Genomic DNA, 6564 nt, shown 5'->3' on the forward strand with positions numbered 1-6564 from the left:
ACAGATTTAGCACGGATAAAATGGAGGAAAAAGTAAAAAATAATAGGTGGTAATTTACCGCAGAGACACAGAGGAACTGAGAAGACATAGTAAGCGTCTCGTCCATAGATTTTCCCTTCTTGAGAGGGGTTAGGGGTGTGTTTTTCTCTGTGTCTCTGTGTCTGTGCGGTGAATAGTTACCTTTGTTATTGGAGGTGTAAAAGAATGATATTGAAACTTGGGTTGCCAAAGGGTAGTTTGCAAGAATCAACAATTGAATTATTTCAAAAGGCAGGATATATGATTGCGGTTGATAAACGCTCATATTTCCCCAGAATTGATGATGAAGAGATAGAGGTGATGTTAGTTCGGGCACAGGAGATGTCGCGGTATGTAGAAGAAGGGGTATTTGATGTTGGTTTGACTGGATTTGATTGGATTAAAGAAAATAAGTCAGATGTCATTGAGGTGGCAAGTTTAGAATATGCCAAACAGGGATTTCGATTTGTAAAATGGGTATTAGCCGTGCCAAATGATTCATCCATTAAAAGCATCAATGACTTGCAAGGCAAACATATTGCCACAGAGTTAGTAAATGTAACAAAAACATATCTTAAGGAAAGAGGTATCCAGACAAATGTTGAATTTTCATGGGGAGCAACTGAGGTAAAAGCACCCAGACTTGTGGATGCCATTGTCGAATTAACCGAAACCGGTTCCTCTCTTCGAGCAAATAATCTACGCATTGTCGAAACTATACTTGAGTCCACAACAAGATTAATTGCCAATAAAGACGCCTGGCAGGATGCTCAAAAACGCAAGAAGATAGAAAATATTGCCCTGTTACTTCAGGGGGCACTTGCCGCCGCACAAAAAGTAGGACTAAAAATGAATGTCTATAAGGAACACTTACCACAGGTGCTTGCTATCCTACCTGCTTTAAAAACACCAACTATCTCAAAATTAAGTGATGAAAATTGGTGTGATGTGGATACTATTGTTGATGAAAAAGTTGCCCGAGAAATAATCCCGGAACTTAAAAGAGCAGGTGCACAAGGAATTGTCGAATACCCATTGAATAAGGTGATTTATTAAAAAAATTGTTGACTAATTTTTAATTTAATGGTAAAATAATTCGTAATTTAGTTACCATTTACTAAAATATGGCTTCACGAAATTGTAACTGTTCACCGCAGAGACACAGAGACGCAGAGAAAAAATTAAAATCTATTCACCAGAGACAGAAATTTCCTTTTTTTTGTGCATTTTGGGTCTTTCGTTGTTTATTAATCTTTTAATACTTACTTTTGACTAACTGTTTTTAAGCCTTTTTAAACACCGAAAAACACGAAAAAAAGTAACCGTTCAGGCTATATATCAAAAGTGTAAGAAAGGGGATAAGGAGATAAGAGTGATATGGAGATAAGATAATAGAATATAGATTGAAATTTATAGAAATAGGTAGAAATTGATTGTGGAAAACAACAAATTTCCATAAATTTCTATTAGTTTCTATTAATTTCAATTTTTTTATAATATCTCCCTATCTCCTTAATCTCCACATCTCCTTTTGTTACACCACCTGAACGCTTACGGAAAAAAAGATATTTTCCTCTCTGCGAACTCTTGCGTCTCTGCGGTAAAGGATTACCTGAACGGTTACATAAAGAGATTAACCTCGTAGAGATGTTCTGTTGGTAGAGAGAGGTTTTACGAAATTCAAAATATGATTGTCAGGCAAAAACTTCAGAGGGGAAGAAAAACCACAAAGGCACAAAGTTTTTACAATACATTGATGATGTTGGAATTAATTTCAATCTTTTTTTCGTGTCTTTGTGGTGAGAATTTGAGTTTTTGCCACCTAAAGGAGTATTTGGATGCGTTTTTTAGATGTTAAAACAGATTATGCCTTCAAAAAGGTTTTTGGCTCTCAAGGGAGTAAGGATATCCTTATTAGCTTTCTTAACTCGGTGATTGATTTTAAAGAGACTGAAAAAATCGTTGATTTAGTAATCGTTGACCCCTACCAAATACCATTAATCAAGGGGATGAAGGATACCTATGTCGATGTTAAAGCCAAACTCTCAAACCAGAAGAATGTCATTATCGAGATGCAGGTTTTGAATGTAGAAGGGTTTGAGAAAAGGATTTTATATAATGCGGCTAAGACATATTCAGCTCAGCTAAAAGAGACAGAATCATTTACCAGCCTTGAACCTATTATTGCTCTAACCATTACGGACTTTATCATGTTCGAGGATGTAGATAAGGTTATCACCTATTTCAATCTCATTGAAAAGGAGACTTTAATCAAATACCATGATGAAATCGAACTTGTTTTTATCGAATTGCCCAAATTCAAGAAGAATGAGGATGAGCTGGATTCAATCAAAGACAAATGGATATATTTTATAAAGAATGCAGGCAGACTTGAATATACTCCAGAGAGCTTAGTTAAAGAGATAGAAATAAAGGAGGCATTTGAAATAGCCAATACAGCGGGGATGAGTGAAAAGGAGTTAGAAATTCAATATAAGCGGCACGATTTTATCCGAATGCAAAGAGGTGCGATAGAGTTTGCCTTAAAACAAGGGTTAAAACAAGGAATAGAAAAAGGAATACAAAAAGGGTTAAAACAAGGAATACAAAAAGGATTAAAACAAGGAATACAACAAGGCAAAATAGAAGTAGCGAAAACTCTTTTGAAATCAGGCGAGAAAGTTGAAAAAATATCACAGGTAACGGGATTAACAATAGAGGAAATTAGTAACTGTTCACCGCAGAGGCGCAGAGGAAGAGAGAAAACATGGAAATAAATCAGATAACAGAAAAAATTATTGGGGCAGCAATTGAAATACATAAGACATTAGATTCATGTCTATTAGAATCTGCATAGGAAGAATGAGGAATAAAAGGATAGGTTTATTGATCAATTTTAATGTTTCTGTTCTAAGAGATGGAATTAAGCGTATAGCCAATAGATTTTAATTTTTTCTCTGTGTCTCCGCGTCTCTGCGGTGAATAGTTACGTTTTTTAAAATTAAGGAGTTATGTAACAGGAGGGCAATAAGAAAAGAAGTGTGTTTGTAAGTTTATTTAAATCAATGAGTTATGAATTTCGTGAAAGGCTATTTACTAAAATAGGGCTTCACGAAATTATAAACTAAGTAATCGGTTAAATGGTGATTGGTAACTAATTACCATTCACCAGTTACCAGTTACCAAATTTAAGGAGGTAGAATGAAATGAAGAAAATTTTTTCAATTGAGCCAGTGGAAGGTAAAAAAAATACGGTCGAGATAACCTTCTTGAAAGATTTCACGCTAAAAGTGGATAAAAAAGATACCTTATTTGTCAAATTTCTGATGATGATGCTCCATTATAGCGGTGGGGCAGCATCTTATTTTGCGCCACTGTTAGGTTTTACTGAATCTGCATTTCGAGACATAAAAAAGAAATTTGAAACAGAGGATGTAAACTCTATCTTCTATCCCGAAATAGAAAAAGGGAAAGTTAAGGAGTTACCTGAACCAGAGATAGGCAAAATTATTGCTTTAATTGTTCAGAATCCCAGAGATACAAATAAAAAAATAGCAGATAAGTTTAATGCAGTTTCCTCAAAAACTAAGATAAGTTTAAAAGATGTAGAAAAGATTCGGGAAAAGTTTGAATTATAAAAACATTATGAAGTCAAAACGACCCAGAATACTTCTTGTTGATGATTCAAAATTTATGAGGATAATCCTCCGTAAGTTATTAACACACGAAGGATATGAAATAGTAGGAGAGGCTTATGATGGAGCATTTGCTATCCAGAAATATCGTGAGTTAAAACCTGATGTGGTATTAATGGATATAATTTTGCCAGACCCCACAATGAATGGCATTGAAACGATTAAATGGATAATCAAGATTGACCCATCTGCCTTAATAATTATAGTCAGTGCGATGGAGAATCAGATGTTGATTAACGAGGCATTGGCGGCTGGAGCAAAAAATTTCTGTATTAAACCCTTTGAACATAATAATCTTATAAAAATAATAAGTGATGTCATTAAAGAAAGATGATGGAAAAGGTTCTTATTATTGATGATTCAGCATGGCGTCGAGGACAAATCCGTGATTTGTTCCTTAATAATAAATTAGCCGAGTGTTGGGAAAGTAGAGAAGGAATTGAGGCTGTAGAAAAATATCGGATGCTCAAACCATATTTAGTTATTGTTAGAATTTTGGATATGCTCGGGGTGGAAATAGTAAAAAGGATTAGAGCAATAAATCCAGATGCGAGAATTTTAATTTTAAGTGATAGTGGAAATGAATCGTATGTAGGTGAAGCAATGCGAGCCGGCGCTTTAGAATATCTTATAGAACCTGTTACTCCTGAAAATCTCTTAGCCTCAGCAATCAAAATGATTAAATAAAAGGAAACAAGTTACTACCAGTCAACTTATTTCCGGTCAACTTTCCTAAAAAGGCTAATTAGAACAATGCAATTAACAAATTTTCAATTAGATGCATTACGGGAAATTGGAAATATTGGGAATGGGCATGTCAGCACTTGTTTATCTCAACTCGCAAATGAGAAAATTATCCCCATTATTCCCGAAATAAAATTAGTTCCAGCAAACAAATTTAATGAATTGATTGAAGATTCAGAAGGTTTAACTATTGGAATAAGTAGCGGGTTACTCGGAGAGGTAATGGGAAAAGTGGTGATGATTTTCCCTTACGAAAATGGACTTTCTATGTTAAATGAAACGATAAAAGAGCGAGACCCTTCTCTTACGACTATCTCGGAATCTGATGAATCCTATCTTAAAAAAATCGGTCAACTGATTATTTCTACTTATACCCATGCTTTATCTAACTTTTTAGATATTTTACTTGTTTCTTATACCGCAAATATTGTTATTTATAAAGGAGAAGATTTTCTAAACTGGTTAACTCAAGAATTAGAAATTTCCCTAAAACAACAAACCCCTTTGCCATATTCTGAAATAGATTCTGTTTTGTGTTATCAATCTACCTTTAATAAATCCCCATTTTTAAGATTTTGGGGAAGTTTTTTCTTACTCTTTGATGGACAGACGATGAAAGTAATCGTGAAGGCAATTGATAAATTAATTTTGAAAATAAAATAGTAAAATGCCAATTATTACTTTAATCACAGATTTTGGGCTAAAAGATAATTATGTCGGGATAATAAAAGGAGTAATCCATTCAATCAATCCTGAGGTAAAAATAATTGATATTACTCATCTTATAAATTCTTATAGTCTGGTGGAAGCAGGCTATATTCTCAAATCTTCTTTCAATTATTTCCCGAAAGGAACAATTCATATTATTATTGTTGACCCTGAGGTTGGTAGCCAGCGTAAAATTATTTTACTAAAATCAAAAGATTACTATTTTTTGGCTCCAGATAATGGAATTTTAAGTTTTATCTTGGATAGATTTAAAGAGATAAAAATTGTTGAACTGACCAATAAAAAGTATTTCCTGCAGGAAGTTAGTCAAACCTTCCATGGAAGAGATATTTTTGCTCCGGTAGCCGCTTATTTAAGTTTGGGTAAAAACATTGAAGAATTTGGTCCTGAACTAAATAAAATAAAAACACTTGCTCCTGAATTTAAACCTGAATTTAATAAAGATAAAATAGTTGGTCAGATAATCTATATCGACCATTTTGGAAATCTAATTACGAATATTGTCAAAGAAGAATTTACTTTTGATGATTCTAAAGTGTTAATTGAAATAGCAGGGCAGGAAATAAAAGGTATTAACAAAACATATAGTCAGTTAAAACCAGGAGAACTCTTAGCCTTATGGGGCAGTAGTAATCACCTGGAGGTCGCCGCAAATCAAGCTAATGCTCAACAATTACTTAAAATTGAAAAGGGAAAAACAGCAGTCATAATTCGTTATTTGTAACCGTTCAGGTAGTCCTTTACCGCAGAGATGCAGAGGAACAGAGTCTCTGTGTCTGTGCGGTGAACAGTTACCAAAAATTGATTAGCATGAAATTTATAGCCGATGATATGTTAGGTAAATTAGCCAAATGGCTACGAATTCTTGGGTATGATACAATATATTATCGCACACAAAACGACTATGATTTAATAGAAATTGCCCAAAATGAAGGTAGAATATTACTTACCCGTGATTCACAATTGGCAAGAAACTGGATTGTTCCGACACTTTTAATTAAAGATGAAATAATAGATGAACAACTTAAACAGGTAATCCAGAGGTTTAAGATTGAAATAGGATGTGCCCTATTTTCAAGATGTCCAAAATGCAATACCCTATTGATAGAAATTGATAAAGAGGCGATTAAAGATAAATTACCTGAGTTTGTCTATCAAACTTATAATGAATTCTGGTCCTGTCCTACCTGCAACAGATATTATTGGCAAGGTAGCCATTGGATGAATATTAAGGCAAAAGTAGAAAATCTAAAAGTCTTACGGTAAAATGTCAAGTAAAAAATTAAGTTTTTTTAAAAATATTTTTCCTGACTTATATCCCTAAAAAGGCACAAAAATAGTATGTTCGGATACAAGTGAATTTTTTAAATATCCAAAT

The 6564-nt window shown here is 33.8% G+C and carries 9 protein-coding genes; 8 read left to right on the forward strand and 1 reads right to left on the reverse strand.

Translation table 11 applies throughout. From position 1 onward, the window contains the following. Window positions 1–204: 204 nt before the first annotated feature. Window positions 205–1074 carry an ATP phosphoribosyltransferase gene (gene hisG / locus AB1422_02730; GenBank protein ID MEW6618261.1) on the forward strand — a complete coding sequence of 290 codons (870 nt, stop codon included), beginning with the start codon at window positions 205–207 and terminating at the stop codon, window positions 1072–1074. A gap of 275 nt (window positions 1075–1349) precedes the next feature. Here the strand turns inward: hisG and AB1422_02735 are convergent, their stop codons facing one another. Continuing rightward, window positions 1350–1475, reverse strand: a complete 126-nt coding sequence (locus AB1422_02735; protein MEW6618262.1) for a hypothetical protein — start codon at window positions 1473–1475, stop codon at window positions 1350–1352. A 381-nt stretch (window positions 1476–1856) separates the two neighbouring features. Here AB1422_02735 and AB1422_02740 point away from each other — a divergent pair, with 381 nt between their 5' ends. From AB1422_02740 to AB1422_02770, 7 genes are all read left to right on the forward strand, one after another. Continuing rightward, window positions 1857–2795 (forward strand): Rpn family recombination-promoting nuclease/putative transposase, encoded by a 939-nt coding sequence (locus tag AB1422_02740; GenBank protein MEW6618263.1) that lies wholly within the window; start codon window positions 1857–1859, stop codon window positions 2793–2795. Window positions 2796–3224: 429 nt separating this feature from the next. Beyond that, complete coding sequence (locus tag AB1422_02745) at window positions 3225–3656, forward strand: hypothetical protein (protein MEW6618264.1); 432 nt, start codon at window positions 3225–3227, stop codon at window positions 3654–3656. Between the two features lie 7 nt (window positions 3657–3663). Beyond that, complete coding sequence (locus tag AB1422_02750) at window positions 3664–4047, forward strand: response regulator (protein MEW6618265.1); 384 nt, start codon at window positions 3664–3666, stop codon at window positions 4045–4047. Then, window positions 4044–4400: a response regulator gene (locus AB1422_02755; GenBank protein ID MEW6618266.1), complete on the forward strand. Its 357-nt coding sequence runs from the start codon at window positions 4044–4046 to the stop codon at window positions 4398–4400. The genes AB1422_02750 and AB1422_02755 overlap by 4 nt, the downstream gene beginning before the upstream one ends. A gap of 66 nt (window positions 4401–4466) precedes the next feature. Continuing rightward, the gene (locus AB1422_02760) at window positions 4467–5120 is read left to right on the forward strand and encodes a chemotaxis protein CheC (GenBank protein ID MEW6618267.1); all 654 of its coding nucleotides are present in this window, start codon (window positions 4467–4469) and stop codon (window positions 5118–5120) included. A 4-nt stretch (window positions 5121–5124) separates the two neighbouring features. Continuing rightward, complete coding sequence (locus tag AB1422_02765) at window positions 5125–5910, forward strand: SAM-dependent chlorinase/fluorinase (GenBank protein ID MEW6618268.1); 786 nt, start codon at window positions 5125–5127, stop codon at window positions 5908–5910. Window positions 5911–5996: 86 nt separating this feature from the next. Continuing rightward, window positions 5997–6452 (forward strand): Mut7-C RNAse domain-containing protein, encoded by a 456-nt coding sequence (locus tag AB1422_02770; GenBank protein ID MEW6618269.1) that lies wholly within the window; start codon window positions 5997–5999, stop codon window positions 6450–6452. The last annotated feature ends 112 nt before the right edge of the window (window positions 6453–6564 follow it).

This window comes from bacterium, from assembly GCA_040757115.1.
Classification (GTDB): domain Bacteria; phylum UBA9089; class CG2-30-40-21; order CG2-30-40-21; family SBAY01; genus JBFLXS01.

What these genes read in the sequence shown, in the direction of transcription:
- AB1422_02735 (MEW6618262.1), bottom strand. Translation starts at nt 1,475, where the DNA reads ATGGAAATTTGTTGTTTTCCACAATCAATTTCTACCTATTTCTATAAA.
- AB1422_02770 (MEW6618269.1), top strand. Translation starts at nt 5,997, where the DNA reads ATGAAATTTATAGCCGATGATATGTTAGGTAAATTAGCCAAATGGCTA.
- AB1422_02755 (MEW6618266.1), top strand. Translation starts at nt 4,044, where the DNA reads ATGATGGAAAAGGTTCTTATTATTGATGATTCAGCATGGCGTCGAGGA.
- AB1422_02765 (MEW6618268.1), top strand. Translation starts at nt 5,125, where the DNA reads ATGCCAATTATTACTTTAATCACAGATTTTGGGCTAAAAGATAATTAT.
- AB1422_02745 (MEW6618264.1), top strand. Translation starts at nt 3,225, where the DNA reads ATGAAGAAAATTTTTTCAATTGAGCCAGTGGAAGGTAAAAAAAATACG.
- hisG (MEW6618261.1), top strand. Translation starts at nt 205, where the DNA reads ATGATATTGAAACTTGGGTTGCCAAAGGGTAGTTTGCAAGAATCAACA.
- AB1422_02760 (MEW6618267.1), top strand. Translation starts at nt 4,467, where the DNA reads ATGCAATTAACAAATTTTCAATTAGATGCATTACGGGAAATTGGAAAT.
- AB1422_02740 (MEW6618263.1), top strand. Translation starts at nt 1,857, where the DNA reads ATGCGTTTTTTAGATGTTAAAACAGATTATGCCTTCAAAAAGGTTTTT.
- AB1422_02750 (MEW6618265.1), top strand. Translation starts at nt 3,664, where the DNA reads ATGAAGTCAAAACGACCCAGAATACTTCTTGTTGATGATTCAAAATTT.